The following is a 15,533-nucleotide window of genomic DNA, read 5'->3' on the forward strand; positions in this document are numbered from 1 at the left end:
CGGTTGTTGATTTTTTTTAATAAATTATAATATATCCGGTTTAGATGCTATCAAGTATAATAGTTGATGATGAATCACGGAGCAGAGAAAGTCTCCAGATTTTGCTTACAGATTTCTGTGAAGGAGTAGAAGTTGTCTCTCTATGTCAAAATGTTAAAGAAGGAATTGAAGCAATTGAACTACATGATCCGGATATTGTATTTCTGGATATTCAAATGCAGAGAGAAACTGGTTTTGATTTACTAGCCTCTTTTAAGGAAATTAATTTTGAAATCATTTTTACAACTGCCTATTCAGATTACGCAATAAAAGCATTTCAATTTTGTGCATTGGATTATCTGCTTAAACCAATAGATGTTCAAGATCTACAAAATGCCATAACTAAGGTAAAAGCTAAACAAAATAAGGATGTTGATAAACGTCTTGAAATATTGCTTCAAAACCTTAAGCACCATTCAACGAAACTTAATAAGATTGCCTTACCATGTAACGATGGACTGATTTTTATAGAAATTAGTGATATTTTATATTGTGAAGCATCAAGTAATTATACCAAAATCTATACAATTGAAGGTAAGAACTTTCTTGTGAGCAAAACCTTGAAAGAGTACGAAAACATGCTTGGGGATCACAACTTTTTTCGTATTCACCATACCCATTTAGTGAACCTTAATTTTATTCAAAAATATGTAAGGGGTGAAGGAGGTCATGTTGTAATGAATGATGGCACTATCCTAAATGTTTCTAAACGTAAAAAAGAGGGATTTATACGTAAGCTTGGGTATTTATGATAAAATCTCAATGTTAATAAATCGTTAAAGCTTTCCTTTTTTTCTATTAATATTCATTTCAATTTAAAAAGGTTTTCCCACCTACTCATTTTGTACTGCCACTTACTAACTGGAGTTATATATCAAGTTAATGAATTGTGAACTTCGGGTAAAGAAGCAAAAAGTGGTTCATTATGAATTTGAGGAAATTATTTTTTAGTCTATTATTGATTGGCGCGGCATGTCCGAAAATTTTTAGCCAGAAACTAAATAAAGATACTTATGGGAAAGGCCATAATATCGTTGCTAACGATTCATCATTTGCATTGAATTTCGAAGCAAGGTTTCAAAGTTTATACGTAGGTGTTCAAAATAGAGATCAAAACACATATTCTGATCAATTCTTAATCAGAAGAGCTCGATTAAAGTTTAAAGGGTTTGTATATAACCCAAGACTAACTTATAAGTTTGAGCTTGCTTTATCAAACAGAGATATTCGCTCAGGAGGTATACCTCAAAGTGGTAATACAGCAAATATTGTATTGGATGCTGTTGTGAAATATAAGCTCACTAAAAATCTTGAGATTTGGGCAGGTCAAACTAAACTTCCTGGAAATATCGAACGTGTAATTTCTTCCGGAGCATTACAATTAGTAGACCGTAGTAACTTGAACTCAAAGTTTAACATTGATCGTGATGCAGGTGTTCAACTACGATATCAAAATGATTATTTGCGTGTTAAAACAGCAATATCATCTGGTGAAGGGCGAAATATGACAGTGTCTAATGTTGGAGGATACGATTATACTACCCGTGTTGAATGGTTGCCATTCGGGAATTTTTCTGGTAAGGGAGATTATTTTGGAGCGGATTTGAAGCGTGAGGATAGTCCAAAACTAATGCTAGGTTTTACCTACGATTATAATGATGGAGCAACAAGAGAAAAGGGTCAGACCGGGGCCTTCCTTTCACAAAAAAGAGACTTAAAGACAGTTTTTCTAGATGCACATTTGAAGTATAAAGGATTCTCGTCAATGATAGAATATGCTAAAAAAGAAGCTGTGAACTCTCCAGTAGTTATGGAAGAAAATGGAGATGTAATGGAGGCTTTTTATGTTGGCAATGGCTTCAATGCTCAAATGGGATACCTGTTTAAAAATAACTTTGAAATAGCCGGACGCTACACTGAAGTTAATCCAAATGAAGAAACCCAAAAGAATAAAAATCAACAATATACGGTAGGTCTGTCAAAGTATATAGTGGGGCATAAGTTAAAAGTACAGACAGATTTTTCATACATAAAAGAAGAGAGTAAATCTGATTTGCTGCAGTATAGATTTCAGTTTGAGCTTACTCTTTAATACCTGACCATTTAATTTAAGAAGATGAATTTGAATGTAGTTCAATTTAAGAATATCAAAAGTAAGCTGTTAGTTGCTTTTGGTACAGTTCTCTTATTATCAAGTTTCCTTGCTGGATGGGGATATATCTCAATCAATAAGATTTTGGAAATAAGAGAGGTTAAGGAGCAGTTTATGACAATTAATGAGAATGTTCTAAAAATGCGTAAAGCAGAAAAAGACTTTCTTATGCGAGAAATTGTAAGCACTGATTTCATGAAAACTCATGAAAGTAAGTATATCACGACGATAGATAAGCTGACTTTAGTTCAGGATTCTATTATTAATGTTTTATTGAATAGTGATTGGTCTGAAGAGCTTGAAATAGAAGATCAATTAAAAGAGTTATCTGGTAATATTAATGGCTATCATGATACTTTCAATAAGATTAAAGATGCATATATCACCCGAGGGTTTAAAAATTACGGAAATGAAGGTGCTTTACGTGAAGCTATTCACTCGGTAGAAGAGTCTGAGGGAAATATTAATATGGTTCGATTACTTACTTTGAGACGTAAGGAAAAGGATTATATGCTACGAAAGGACTTGAAGTATGTCACAGAATTTGATGAGGAAATAGCAGCTTTCAAGAATGAGTTAGGTAATTCTGCTTTCAACAGAGGATTAAAAGGGAAGCTGGATATTTATGAGTCTAAGTTCCATGAACTTGTAAATATTGAGAAAGAGATCGGGCTTGATGAAAAGAGCGGGTTAATGGGGGTTATGCGTGGAAATATTCACCAAATAGAACCTGCTGTTGCATCTTTATTAGACAAGGTAGACGAGCAAACGGATGCTATTACATTTAATACAATAGTTACTTTTATTATCGTATTTATTGTACAGTTAGTGATTGGAATGTTGCTTGCAATGGTTTTTTCAAAGAGCCTTACTAATAATGTGTTACGCATCCGGGAAGCAGCTGTGAAGCTTGGTGAAGGTATTATTCCTGAAAAATTGGTGATAACAACAAAGGATGAATTAGCAGATACTCAACATTCGGTTAATGAAATGATCGATAGTCTGAAGGATAGTATTGATGTTGCTAACCTTGTGGCGAAGGGCAAACTTTATAGTGCAAAATCTGAGGCTGCTACTAAACTTAAAGATGGAGAGCTTGATAACGCATTAAAAAACATGATCAGTAAGCTTACTGAGATTGTAAATAATATTACCCAGGGTGCTGATGAAATTAGATTAGGTTCATCAGAAATTAGTAAGAGTTCATTAGTAGTTGCAGAAGGAGCAACTCAGCAAGCAAGTTCTCTTGAAGAGATTTCGACTTCAGTTGAGCAGATGGTAAGTAATATTAACCAGAATGCTGAAAATGCTTTTCAGGCAGAAAATATCACTAAGGAGGCTGCTGAGAAAATGGAAAGTGTTAAAGGAGCTACTGAATCTACATTTAACTCCATAAAAGAGATTACCGAGAAGATTAATGTTATCAATGAAATTGCTGATAAGACTAATTTGCTTGCAATTAACGCAGCTGTAGAAGCAGCCAGAGCCGGAGAGCATGGCAAAGGTTTTGCAGTTGTAGCAAGTGAGGTTAGAAAGCTAGCAGAAAGAAGTCAATTGTCGGCTGAAAGTATTATTGAACTTTCAAAAGCTTGTATAAAAGAGGCGAAGGTATCCAGTGAGTTACTCGAAAATTTATCTCCTGATGTATTAAAGTCCTTTGATTTAGTAAGAGAGATAAGTTCATCAAGTGCTGAGCAACGTTCTGGTGCTGAGCAGATAAACGTGGCATTGTCTCAGCTTAATCAGGTAACCCAGCAGAATGCATCAAGTTCAGAGGAACTATCATCTGCTTCAAATAATTTCAATACTCAGGCAGAGCAATTAATGAAGACAGTTTCATTTTTTAAGCTTAATAAGACTGAAGAAGTTAAGTCAAACAAGTCTCAAATCATCCATCAGATTGAGCTTTTAAGATCCATACTAGGAGAGCAGGAGGAACAGGTTAACTCATTTGATAATGGAGAAGGTGAGGAAGAAGATCAAATAGAAAAGTCAATAGTTAAAAAAGGGGTGTCGATAAATCTTGATCTGACAAGTGATGATGATCAAGACGGAATTCAGTTGGAGAATTTCGATATTGATGATGACTCAGATGATGACTCAATATTTGGTAATGCTGAGGATACAGGTAAAAACGGTAAGCCGACTAGCCATGGAAAGTAATATGCATTTGTTGTTGTTCGCAACCCAGAAAGAACTTTTTGGGTTGAATGTAGAGCATGTAAATAGAGTTGTTAACCTGGAACAAATGATTAAGATCCCAAAAGCACCAACCTTTGTTGTTGGTGCTATTAATCTGGAAGGTAGGGTGATACCAATAGTAGACCTTGCACAAAAGATAGAACTAGGGAGTACCGATATCAAGCCAGAGACAAAGGTTATCATCCTTGAAATAAGCAGAGATGACGAAATCATTGAGATTGGTGTTTTGATTGATGAAATCCTTGATGTTATTCCAATAGATGAAAAGGATCTTTCAGCACCCCCATTAGATAATATGGGGTTTGATACTGATACACTGGATGGAATGTATAAAACCGATGATAAGTTTTATATGATCATTGGTGTATCGAAACTTTTTAGAAATGAGATTGATTTCGCCGCTTAATTAGGGAGTTATGAAAAATATAGTTGTTGCCGAAGATTTTAATGTATCAAGAAAGATAATATGCAGTGTTCTTTCTAAAGAAGGTCATACAGTAATGGAAGCTGCTAATGGTAAAGAAGCCGCATCATTATTCGATGGTCGCAATATTGATATGCTGATTACTGATTTTAATATGCCAGAAATGACAGGGGGTGAATTGATTCAGCAGGTTAGAGCAAATAATAAGTATGCTTACATGCCTATTTTATTACTAACAACAGAGGTTAATGAAGATAAATTAAAGATTGCTCTTAACGAAAATATTACAGCTTGGATTAAAAAGCCTTTTCAAACTGATGAATTCTTGAAAATTGTTAAAAAAGCCTTGAGATAGAATGGATTTTAAACAGGAATATATCGAGGAAGTTAAAGAGATCTTAAAAAATCTCGAAAAATCCATTATGGAATTGGATAAAAATCCTGACAACCCTGAAGAAGTAGATAATGTATATCGCTATCTACATACAGTAAAGGGAAGTGCCGGGATGTTTGATTTTACTATGATGGAGAAGCTGACCCATGAGCTTGAATTTATTTATTCGGATGTCAGGGATGGCGTTCGGTTATTGGATGAAACCATATTAGATCTGACACTACATGCGATCGACATTTTATACGATCTTTTAAATGGAGATTCAGGAAATGGTGGTGCTGAACAATTAATCGAAACTGTTATTAATTATCGTGGTGGTTCAATTAATGACACTGAAAATAAACCTGCCTCAAATATAAAAGTTTCCAAAAAACAGCAGGCTTTCTCGGTATTTTTCCGACCAACTAATAATCTGTTAAAAAGGGGAATTAATATTAGCGGTATTCTGGAAGACCTTTATGAAATCGATGCTCATCATTTGATTATCCATAATGAAGTAATTCCACTTCAAAAACAGTTAGAAGAAAAAAATATTGTTTCATGGTTTGAGATTTTGGCTGTTTCAGGAAATGGAACTGAAGCTATCGATGATGCATTTTTATTGTTGAGTGCCAATGATTATAAGGTTCTTCCCTTAATTACTGAAGAGGATTTTCAAACCACAGAATACTCCTCTGAAATCGAATTAAGCCAAGATGAAATAAATCAAAGGATTTCTATTTTTAAGGAATTGGGTTTTGATTTTGCAGTTCAAGAAAAGGTTGAAATCACTCCGAATGTTAAAGATGTAGTTGCTGAGGTAAGCGCCAGTGCTGATACTGATGATGTCGCAATAAAAAGTAGTTCTAAAAATTCTAAAAAGAACTATCATGTAAACGTAGCAACAAATAAGCTAGACGGGTTAATCAATATAGTTAGTGAATTGGTGACATTTCGATCTGAGATGGCTCACTTACTTCAAGATCAGCAGGATAATAGAATTGTAGAAGCGGTAGAAAAGCTGGAGTATTTGACTTTGAGATTAAGAGACTCAGCATTTAATATAAGGCTGGTTCCGATTAATATTTTAAACGTTAAACTTCAACGACTAATTCGTTCAACCTCAAAAGAGCTTAACAAGGAGGTTGAATTTATTACTGAAGGATTAGTTACCGAGTTAGATCGAAGTATAATAAATGCATTAGAAGCTCCTTTGATGCATATTATTCGAAACTCATTGGATCACGGTATCGAATCTCCTGAAGAAAGAGAGATCAGGAATAAGCCAAAAAAGGGCTTGTTGAAACTATATTCATACAACAGTGGCGATCATGTTTTCATTCAAATCCAAGATGATGGAAATGGAATTGATTTTAACAAAATCAAGAAGAAAGGCATAGAAAAAGGATTGTTGAATCCATCACAAAAGTATTCAGAAAAGGATCTGATTAACATCATGATGTCACCGGGATTTTCCACAGCTGATGAAATCACTAAAGTGAGTGGAAGAGGTGTTGGAATGGATGTTGTCAGAAAAGAGATTAATGCTCTGCGGGGAGAGATTGATATCAGCACCGAAGATGGTTTAGGTACAATTATAACTCTGAGACTTCCCCTTACATTAACAATACTTGATACTCTGGTTGTAAAGGTGGCGAGTCAAAAATACCTAATTCCGATAAATGAAATCGAACATTGTTATGAAGTCTATCACAGTGATTTATTTAGCAAAAAGAGCAGGCAGCTTAATTATGAAGGGCAACTAATTCCATTTGTTTCTTTAAGAGAATTTTTTGGTCATAATGAATTCCCGGAAAAAGAAATTGTTGTTGTTGTAAATAAAAATGATAGCAAGATCGCCCTGATTGTTGATAAGATTGAGGGGCAATATCAAACCGTTTACAAACCTCTTAATGAGTTGCTACAATCAATTGATTGCTTCTCGGGAGCATCAATTTTGGGAGATGGCAGTACTGCGCTAATACTAAATGCATTAAAACTTAAAAACTAAAACACGATGCTGCATCAGATATTGTTGGTTGATGATATGCGCGCCATTTATACGGCAATTAGTAAAACATTGTCTGAACGCGGATGTGAAATTGATTATTGTGCAACAGGAAAGGAAGGAATTGAGGTAGCAAATAAAAAACAGTATGATTTGATTATTTTGGATGTGCATCTTCCTGATATCAGTGGTATTGATATTTGCGCATGTCTCAAAAGGTCTGAAAAGTATAAGTTAAGACCAATTCTTTTACTAACATCAGATGCAAGAAAGCTGGAAATAGGTTTAAAAGCAGGTGCTTCGGATTATATATTAAAGCCATTTAATGAAGTCGAGCTGATAGCTAGAATATTTACCCAATTAAATATTAGTAAAGAACATTTAAAGTCTGTTACAGCAAATAAGGAATTAACTAAAAGTCTTTCAAAGGAAAAGATTAGGTTTAAAGATGCTCAGACAGAGCTTCATAGATATTTTTATCAGACTGCACATCGATTAAGGTCTCCTTTAACAACAATGGAAGGGTTATTGAAACTGCTGGAAATGGAGTATCCTGATGTTGCAAGTAATGAATATGTCATTTTAATTAAAGAAAACCTTAGGAAGCTTTATTATGTGAATCAGCAGGTAGCTCATATTGGTGAATTAAAGTCTCATGAACTTTCCAAAGTAACCTTTAAGCTTGCAGTTTGCATGGATAATTTTATTTGTGAGTACTACAAAAGAAGTGACTTTGAAATAAACATTGAAGAGAATCTTGTCTTGAATACTGATCCTTTTATTTTTAAACAGGCTTTAAAGCCACTTATTGATAATGCTGTATTTTATTCCAAATCAGTAAATTATTCAGGCAGGGTATTAATAGGCGCTGAATTTGAGCAAGGGAATTGTTTTCTTATTATTTATGATAATGGTCCCGGAATTTCCAAGACTCATTTAAATAGAATATTTGATCTTTTCTTTGTAGGAAGCCCGGATTCACTTGGGAATGGTTTGGGGTTGTTTATAAGCAAGCTTGCACTCGAACGAATCGGAGCCGCTATTACATTGGAAAGTGAGGAAAAGAAGTATACCAAAGTAAAAATAAATATAACCAGTCTGGTTTCAAGTCAATTTGTTAACCTGAATGTTTCAAAATCTATTAATCAAAAAGAATGGAGGTAACTAATTCAAGAGATATTAGTCAAGAGCAGTTTGATAAGATTTCAGCTTATTTACAAAATAAGTATGGGTTGTATTTTAAGCAGGAAAAAAGGACAATGTTTCAATCCAGATTAATTAAAAGACTTAATAATTTAAAGATTGATTCATTTGGTGAGTATCTGGATTATATTTTCAATAAAGATAAGGATGAATACACTTTTTTTCTTGATTTGGTAACTACACATAAAACTTCCTTTTTTAGGGAAGAATATCAATTTGATTTTCTTAAAGAACAGTTGTCAGTTAATGATAAATTAAATAAGAAATTATTGAAAGTTTGGAGTGCAGGGTGCTCAACTGGTGAGGAAGTTTATACTCTGTCAATTTTGTTGAATGAGTATAAAAAAGATAACCCAAGGTTTGATTTTCAGATATTAGGGACAGATATTTCATTGTTGTCTTTAAAGAAAGCTTCACAAGGAATATATAAGCAAAACGAAATCACCGACCTGCCACCTTATTTTTTAGAGAGTTATTTTAAAGAAATTAATTCCGGGGATTCAACGGTTTATAAGTTTTCTAATCAGGAAATCAAAAACAAGATAAAACTGGGAGTATTAAACCTTAATCGTGCCTCTTATAATCTTAAAGGTACTTTTGATGTTATTTTTTGCAGGAACGTCATAATATATTTTAATGCAGAAACACAACGGAAGGTGTTGTCAAGACTTCTTGAAAAGCTAAACCCGGGGGGATTTTTATTTTTAGGACATTCAGAAACAGCTATTGGAGCATCTCTTCCTATTAAAAGTATTCGTCCGACTATTTACCAAAAATTGTAGCCATGATTAAGGTGTTAATTGTTGATGATTCGGCTTTGGTTAGGCAATCATTTAAGGCCATTCTTGAAAGTGATCCACAGATTGAAGTAGTAGCAACTGCTAGTGATCCGTATATCGCAGTTCAAAAGATTCAAAAGAATACTCCTGATGTTATTACTCTTGATCTGGTAATGCCAAAAATGGATGGGCTAACTTTCTTGAGAAAGCTGATGAAGCAAGCTCCAATGCCAGTAGTTGTGATATCCAACCAAACTAATAAGGGAGCAGAAATAGCACTTAAGGCTCTTGAATATGGCGCAACAACAATAATGGCAAAGCCTAAAATTTCAACTGCTGATCAATTAATAGAAGCAAAGGTTGAATTGGTAGACCGTGTCAAAGCAGCATATTTTGCAGGAAAAAAAGGACGTTTTGCTACAGGACTAAAAAATTATATTCCAGACACATCGCAAAGGGTATTAAATAAGGAGTATTCGAATCAAACTGTCATAGCAATTGGGGCATCAACCGGCGGTACAGAGGCTATAAAGCAGGTTCTTTTGAAAATGCCAGTAAACTGTCCTCCTATATTGATTGTTCAACATATGCCTGAAAAATTCACCGCTAGTTTTGCCAGTAGGTTAGATCAAAGCTGTTCCATTGTTGTTAAAGAAGCAAAGCATAACGAACAGGTTAAGTCTGGTGTGGCTTATATAGCAAAAGGAGGTCACCATATGTCTTTAGTTAAATCAAGTAATAAACTGTTAATTAATATCTCGACAGGCGAGCTGGTAAACAGACACAGGCCTTCCGTTAATGTGTTATTTGATTCAGTGGCAAATGTTATAGGCAAGCATGCAGTTGGAGTGATATTAACAGGAATGGGCGATGATGGGGCTACCGGGCTTTTGAATATGAAGCAAAAAGGTGCATATACAATTGCTCAAGATGAAAAAACATCTGTAGTTTTTGGAATGCCTTTAAGAGCAATTGAAAATGATGCCGTTGAAAAAATTTTACCTTTAGAAGAGATTAGTGATGGCATATACAATTATTTAAGTAAATAATTCCTTTTAATGGGTATAATATGTAGTTTAATTATATGCTGTTAAAATGGCTTAAGCGATTATCAGAAATCGGTATTGTCGATGGTCTGGAATATGTTGATAAAAGATCAATAGCCGTATCTAATAATGTATCTACTGCTCTTATTTTAATATCGATATTATTTTTGATATCAAATCCCCTAAATTATGGTATCACTGTTTCGTATAATACGATAATTACCATTGGGGTTCTGTGTGTTCCCTACGCTTTAAATTATCTTAGAAACTATACTCTCGCTAAATTTTTCATTTCCTGGACGCCACCTCTTCTTTTTCTACTTCAAATGGTGAGTTTTATGAAAACCCTTGAAGTAATTCCGGATTCATTATTTACTGGAAGTCGGTTTTTTATAGTAGCATTTGGTTGTATTCCATATTTTCTTTTCAGAATTAATCCTCCATATAAACTAATAATAAGTGTCATTCCCTATTTGTTAGTGTTAATGTTTATGGATGAGATATTTGAATTTTTTGATGTTTCAATGACTCATCCGGCTAGTGCAGATATAGCTTATCATTCGGTTTCTAAATTAGCCGTCTTTTCTTATTTATTTGTTAGTGGAATATGCATATCTCTAAAATATATTATTCAAAGTGGAGATAAATATAACCTTAAGCTGATAAGTGAATTGGAGGTTAAAAATAAAGTGATTGCTGATCAAGCGAAAAAAGATCTGGCTATTGTAAACCAAAAATTGCAAAAGTCACTTACAGAAGTTAAAAACAGGGAATATATGCTTAATGAATCTCAGCGAGTTGCAAATATCGGAAGCTGGGAATTGAACAAGGAAGGTGTATTTACCTTTTGGTCAGATGAAATGTATGATATTTTCGGGCTTAATCCAGACTTACCTGCCAATGAAATTAATCTGAAAGAATTAGTTGGAAATGAAAATAGCCTTAAACTTCAAAAAATTAATGAATTGCTGATTTCTAATCCATATGAAAAAAGTTATGAGACTACAGTATTGATTGAAACTTCATTCGGATATAAAAAGTGGGTAAGTTTTATTTCATCAGCTTTTTTAGAAGAGGATGGTGTTTATGGTTTTCGTGGAATTTGTCATGATGTAACTAAAGCAAAAGAGTCTGAGTTACTGTTGAAGTCAAGTAATCAAAAGTATAAAAACTTATTTGAGCAAGCATATTATTCAATTCTCCTTATTAATTCAGAAGGAATCATACTGGATGCAAATCAAAGTTTTTGTGACCTGATTGAATCAAAGAGAAGTTTAATTTTATTGAAAAAAACCAGTGAATTAATTGAGTTTATTGATCCATTCATTGTTGAGCTTAAAAAGCTTAATACAAACGAAATTTATGAGCTTCAGGGTATTGTGGAAACACAATCTGGTGAGGAAAAAATTGTTGAGGTAAATATTAAAGGTCATGGCGAAAATCTGCATATGGTTGTAATTAGGGATGTTACCAAACTTCGTCTTGCAGAAGAACAATTAAGACAAAGTGAATCTCTTTTTAGAACTTCATTTGAATCTTCTGCTCTGGGGATGGCCATGTTCGACCTTGAAGGAAATTATTTTGATGTAAATGTCAAGTTTAGTGAAATTACCGGGTACACAAAAGCTGAGGTCCTTCAGCTTAATTTCATTGATATAATATTTAAAGAAGATAGGGGATTTGACCTGGAAAATTTTGAATCTTCATTGGAAGGGAACAAGGATTATTATAAAGTCGAGAAAAGGCTGATTCATAAAACAGGAGCTATAGTTTGGGTAAATGTTACTGTTTCATTAATAAAAACTGAAGATGATAAACCTCTGCACTTTGTTTCTCAGGTTGAAGATATTACTGATAGGAAATATGCAGAATTAGAATTAATTGAGGCAGAGACCAAATTCCGGACTTTGGTAGAAAAGTCTATGGTTGGAGTCTATATAGTTAAGGATGGTAAATTTGTTTATGTTAATCAGGCCTTTGCTACTATACTTGGGTATTCCACTGAAGAACTAACTGAAATAAATTATATAGATAGTATTGTCCATCCTGATAGTAAAACCGAAGTTATTCAAAATATGGCCTCACGTCTAGAGGGAGAAGTAGACTCTATGAGATATGAAATCAAAGGAATTCATAAGAATGGAAGTATAGTTTGGGTTGAAGTTTTTGGAAGCAAAATAGTATATCAAGGCAGTGATTCTATAATTGGGACTTTAATTGATATTACCGATCGTAAATTACATGAATCTGAGCAGCAATTGTTTAAATCGGTGGTTGGGTCAATTGATGAGGCAATTATATCGATTTCATCTCGAGGTGTAATAAATAGTTGGAATAGGGGGGCTTATAGAATCTTTGGAATTAAAAGGAAGGATGCAAACAGTAATCATTTAAGTAAAATTTTTAATGAGTTTGATTTAGATATAGATCAATTAGTCAAAACAACTTTAAATGAAGATCAAGCAATAGAAAATATTGAAAAGCCAATACATGTTAATGGTGAAAATAAAATAATTACACTTTCGATTTATCCTTTAGAAGTTGGAGATGTAGATGAAAAGGGAGCTGTTGTTATTGCCAGAGATATTACATTTAGTGTACAGGCTCAAAGAGCTCTTATAGAAAGTGAATTAAAGTATCGAACGCTGGTAGAACAAGCACCCGAAGCCTTGGTGATGTATGATTTGGAAAAGAAGGTTTTTGTTGAAGTAAGCAAGAGTGCGGAGGAAATGTTTGTTTATTCAAGAGAAGAGCTTCTTACAATGAGTCCTGTTGATTTAAGTTCGAATTTTCAGGCTACAAGTGATGACTCAAATTCAAAACTTTTATCCTATTATGAAAATGCATACGAGATTGGAAGGCAATCATTTAATTGGGTCTTCGTGGATTCTAAGGGGAAAGAAATTCCTTGTGAAGTTATCCTGGTAAAATTACCTTCTCAGGATAGAAGATTGGTTAGGGGTAGTATAATAGATATTAGTGAACGTATTCGTCGTGAACAGCAATTAGCAGAAGCAAATAAGAAAATCGGTGAGTTAAAATTAACAGCATTGAGGTCTGTTATGAGTCCGCATTTTATATTTAATGTTTTGAATTCTATTCAATATTTTATAGGTAAGAATGATCGCTTAAATGCAATAAATTATTTATCTACTTTTTCTAAGTTGATCAGAAGTATTCTTACACATTCGGTAGATAATAAGATTAGTCTTTCGGATGAAATTCAAATGTTGAAGAACTATGTGAATCTTGAAATGCTTCGATTCGAAAATCAGTTTGATTTTGAATTTGTCATTGATTCCAAACTGGATACAGATTCAATTGAAATACCTTCCCTGCTAATCCAGCCTTATGTTGAAAATGCAATTTTACATGGTTTGTATAATAAAATTGATAAGGGAAAGCTGATAATTGCAGTCGAAGAGAAAGGTGATGTTTTATATTTTACTATTGAAGATAACGGAATAGGCCGAGAGGCAGCTAAAGCCCTAAAAAGCAAAAATTTCCCCAAGCACCAATCTATGGGTTTAAAATTAACTGAAGAGAGACTAAGACTTATTAATGAGAATAAAAATATTTCTTTTTACTTGGAAGATCTTAAGGATAATGATGGAAACGCTTTGGGCACCAGAGTTGTAATCGGAATATTGGTCTAAAAAAACACTATACTAAACCCCGGTAAATAAACCGGGGTTTTCATAGTTTGAATTTTAAATCCTTTCTGCTAAAGGAGCTTTCCAATCTTTCATTTTTTCCAGGTCAGGTGCGTAAATTCGTAGAATAATATCCATCTCCAGATTTTCTCTATTTATCGGTAGCCAATTTTCTTCTGGTACACCTTCAGGTTTTTCTGCAGATATATATATGTCAATTCCACCTTCCTCATTGAGTTTCATGCCTGAATTTTCGCCAACGCTGTATTTTTTATGGTCATTTGGAATGAAAAAGCCGTTTTCCTTATCATATAATGTAAATGACCAGAATGCTTTTGCAGGAGGTAATTCTTCTTTGGATAGACTGATCTTGTAATCATTCATTGCATTTAATGATGATCCGTCTTTTGTTAGTACAGGAGGATATAGTGCCTCTTTTGCCGGCTGACCTATTGGCCCGACAACAGAAGGCATTAGTATGGCATCCAAACCGGCAGATCCTTTTAATAGAAACATCTTCTTTGATATTTCTTTAGACTTCACCGGGTCATTGAATACTGCAAAAGCTTCATCTTTAACTTTTAAAGAAACTTCTTTGAACTTTTTGCCATCGATTTTAGCAGTTGTTGCCGGATCATAATCCTTACCTGGTTCAACACCCAGTTTTTTATATCGGTCAAGAACTGCTTTGTCTAATTCGAAATTAGGGTCAAAAGTGGTGTGATTGAATACAAATTGCATTACTTCCAGAAGGTTATTTTCAAAAATGTCAGCATCAGTTTTTCCATAAGAAGGGAATTTTGTTTCAGGTGTTTTTACTGGATTTTTACCTTGATATTCAGAAAGTGAGAGCCCTCTGATCTCATGGATTTGTTCAGATATTTTTTTGAATTTTTCAGGTTCATTTGCATGAGGCATGACGCGTAATACTAGTGAGATAAAGTCTCCAGTCATTAAAAATTTTTCATCAATACCATCGATATCAATGCCATCATAATTTTTGGTTCTTTCAGTATAAAACAGGATTTTTGTAGGCTTTTTAAAATCTCCATCTACAGTAGATAATGGAATATTAACATAATGATCATACCCTGTAGCCATTAGAGAAACATATTTAGAATCTATTGCCGGAAACTCTATTATAATGGCATCTTGCCTAAGATCCAACATTCCTAACTGGTATAAGACATCATTATTTGGCCGGGCAATGAACCTTGCAGTATGATCAAGCAGGTTTGTGTTCTTAAATCCTTTGTTATAACCACGTGTGGTCATGCCTTCTTCAGCCAATGCCATTTTTTGATTTACATTATACATGGCGACATACTGATAAGATCGTTTTACAATGTCTTCAACTTCTTCATCAGATAATACAATGAAACCATTTTCATCTGTTTCGTAATTGACTTTGTTATTTTGTGATGAATTGCAACTGATTATTAAAGTAAACATCAATAAAAGCAAGGGTTTGATTAGAGTTTTCATAGTGCTGGTTTTTAAAGTATATCAAGATGATATGGTGATTATAAATTAGAACCTCTGTTTCTTAATATCTTTAATGAATTTAGTCAATACACCTAATCTTTCGGGTGATTTTGGTTGCACCAGGTAGTGTTTTTTATCATATAGCATTGTTTTTATTTATGGGTGAGAG

General features: G+C 33.8%; 11 protein-coding genes. 10 read left to right on the top strand and 1 reads right to left on the bottom strand.

Annotated elements, in window-relative coordinates:
• The first annotated feature begins 44 nt into the window (after nt 1–44).
• The 10 genes from HH304_RS03390 to HH304_RS03435 all read left to right on the top strand — a co-directional run bounded on the left by HH304_RS03390 (nt 45) and on the right by HH304_RS03435 (nt 13,882).
• Nucleotides 45–791 carry a LytR/AlgR family response regulator transcription factor gene (locus tag HH304_RS03390; protein ID WP_169678052.1) on the top strand — a complete coding sequence of 249 codons (747 nt, stop codon included), beginning with the start codon at nt 45–47 and terminating at the stop codon, nt 789–791.
• 173 nt (nt 792–964) lie between these two features.
• Nucleotides 965–2,131 carry a porin gene (locus HH304_RS03395; protein ID WP_169678053.1) on the top strand — a complete coding sequence of 389 codons (1,167 nt, stop codon included), beginning with the start codon at nt 965–967 and terminating at the stop codon, nt 2,129–2,131.
• 24 nt (nt 2,132–2,155) lie between these two features.
• Complete coding sequence (locus HH304_RS03400) at nt 2,156–4,354, top strand: methyl-accepting chemotaxis protein (protein WP_169678054.1); 2,199 nt, start codon at nt 2,156–2,158, stop codon at nt 4,352–4,354.
• On the top strand, nt 4,344–4,799 hold the full coding sequence (locus HH304_RS03405) for a chemotaxis protein CheW (RefSeq protein WP_169678055.1): 456 nt from the start codon (nt 4,344–4,346) through the stop codon (nt 4,797–4,799). Before HH304_RS03400 ends, HH304_RS03405 begins: the two co-directional genes overlap by 11 nt.
• A 10-nt stretch (nt 4,800–4,809) precedes the next feature.
• The gene (locus HH304_RS03410; RefSeq protein WP_169678056.1) at nt 4,810–5,172 is read left to right on the top strand and encodes a response regulator; all 363 of its coding nucleotides are present in this window, start codon (nt 4,810–4,812) and stop codon (nt 5,170–5,172) included.
• A 1-nt stretch (nt 5,173) separates the two neighbouring features.
• On the top strand, nt 5,174–7,201 hold the full coding sequence (locus HH304_RS03415) for a chemotaxis protein CheA (protein WP_169678057.1): 2,028 nt from the start codon (nt 5,174–5,176) through the stop codon (nt 7,199–7,201).
• Nucleotides 7,202–7,207: 6 nt separating this feature from the next.
• The gene (locus HH304_RS03420; protein ID WP_169678058.1) at nt 7,208–8,362 is read left to right on the top strand and encodes an ATP-binding response regulator; all 1,155 of its coding nucleotides are present in this window, start codon (nt 7,208–7,210) and stop codon (nt 8,360–8,362) included.
• On the top strand, nt 8,353–9,183 hold the full coding sequence (locus HH304_RS03425) for a CheR family methyltransferase (protein ID WP_169678059.1): 831 nt from the start codon (nt 8,353–8,355) through the stop codon (nt 9,181–9,183). Before HH304_RS03420 ends, HH304_RS03425 begins: the two co-directional genes overlap by 10 nt.
• 2 nt (nt 9,184–9,185) lie before the next feature.
• Nucleotides 9,186–10,229, top strand: coding sequence for a protein-glutamate methylesterase/protein-glutamine glutaminase (locus HH304_RS03430; RefSeq protein WP_271711482.1), 1,044 nt, complete (start codon nt 9,186–9,188; stop codon nt 10,227–10,229).
• A gap of 35 nt (nt 10,230–10,264) precedes the next feature.
• Nucleotides 10,265–13,882: a PAS domain S-box protein gene (locus tag HH304_RS03435; protein ID WP_169678060.1), complete on the top strand. Its 3,618-nt coding sequence runs from the start codon at nt 10,265–10,267 to the stop codon at nt 13,880–13,882.
• A gap of 54 nt (nt 13,883–13,936) precedes the next feature.
• On the opposite strand, the gene HH304_RS03440 is transcribed toward HH304_RS03435, so the two are convergent.
• Nucleotides 13,937–15,364, bottom strand: a complete 1,428-nt coding sequence (locus HH304_RS03440; RefSeq protein WP_169678061.1) for a DUF1214 domain-containing protein — start codon at nt 15,362–15,364, stop codon at nt 13,937–13,939.
• Between the last annotated feature and the right edge of the window lie 169 nt (nt 15,365–15,533).

Source organism: Marinigracilibium pacificum, assembly GCF_012926615.1.
GTDB classification, from domain to species: Bacteria; Bacteroidota; Bacteroidia; order Cytophagales; family Cyclobacteriaceae; genus Mangrovivirga; species Mangrovivirga pacifica.

Coding starts and splice junctions, on each gene's coding strand:
- HH304_RS03390 (WP_169678052.1), top strand. CDS start 45: ATGCTATCAAGTATAATAGTTGATGATGAATCACGGAGCAGAGAAAGT.
- HH304_RS03395 (WP_169678053.1), top strand. CDS start 965: ATGAATTTGAGGAAATTATTTTTTAGTCTATTATTGATTGGCGCGGCA.
- HH304_RS03400 (WP_169678054.1), top strand. CDS start 2,156: ATGAATTTGAATGTAGTTCAATTTAAGAATATCAAAAGTAAGCTGTTA.
- HH304_RS03405 (WP_169678055.1), top strand. CDS start 4,344: ATGGAAAGTAATATGCATTTGTTGTTGTTCGCAACCCAGAAAGAACTT.
- HH304_RS03410 (WP_169678056.1), top strand. CDS start 4,810: ATGAAAAATATAGTTGTTGCCGAAGATTTTAATGTATCAAGAAAGATA.
- HH304_RS03415 (WP_169678057.1), top strand. CDS start 5,174: ATGGATTTTAAACAGGAATATATCGAGGAAGTTAAAGAGATCTTAAAA.
- HH304_RS03420 (WP_169678058.1), top strand. CDS start 7,208: ATGCTGCATCAGATATTGTTGGTTGATGATATGCGCGCCATTTATACG.
- HH304_RS03425 (WP_169678059.1), top strand. CDS start 8,353: ATGGAGGTAACTAATTCAAGAGATATTAGTCAAGAGCAGTTTGATAAG.
- HH304_RS03430 (WP_271711482.1), top strand. CDS start 9,186: ATGATTAAGGTGTTAATTGTTGATGATTCGGCTTTGGTTAGGCAATCA.
- HH304_RS03435 (WP_169678060.1), top strand. CDS start 10,265: ATGCTGTTAAAATGGCTTAAGCGATTATCAGAAATCGGTATTGTCGAT.
- HH304_RS03440 (WP_169678061.1), bottom strand. CDS start 15,364: ATGAAAACTCTAATCAAACCCTTGCTTTTATTGATGTTTACTTTAATA.